Annotated in this window: 1 protein-coding gene; it reads left to right on the plus strand. The window is 63.6% G+C overall.

Annotated features, from left to right (window positions below):
• Positions 1-508: right-handed parallel beta-helix repeat-containing protein (locus tag NZU74_20340; protein MCS6883678.1), on the plus strand; the 508-nt coding region annotated here is incomplete at both ends.

Below are 508 nucleotides of genomic sequence, written 5' to 3' on the forward strand. Positions count from 1 at the left end.
CCGCAACTACGCCCGCCTGGGCGGCGATGGCTTCTTCCTCGCAGGCATGACGCCCCAGATGGAGCCTGTGGGCTGCGACGACAACCTGTTCGAGGAGAACGATGGCTCCTACAGCCCCAATATCGCCTTCGAAGCCACCTTCAGCCGAGGCAACGTCTACCGTAACAACTTCGCCAACTACTGCAACTACGGCTTCTGGCTGGGCTTCTCGCGCGATTTCGTGGTAGAGGACAATCGCCTGCTGCACAACCGACAGGCGGGCATCGCGGTGGAGAATGGCGTGCGCTTCACCGTGCGGCGCAACACCTTCCAGGCGTGTGGGCACGGCATCCTGTTGTGGAGCAAGTACGTACCCGAGTTCGCCCGCTCCGCCCCTGAGAACGACACCAGCCGCGACTGGCTGATCGAGGAGAACATCTTCACTCGCTGCGGCAAGGGGGTGCGCATTGCCGCGAACCAGGACCACGGCATCCGTCCGCTGGAGATACGGGAAGGCGAGCCGACCGCC

The sequence above is a fragment of the Chloroflexaceae bacterium genome (assembly GCA_025057155.1).
GTDB lineage: Bacteria > Chloroflexota > Chloroflexia > Chloroflexales > Chloroflexaceae > JACAEO01.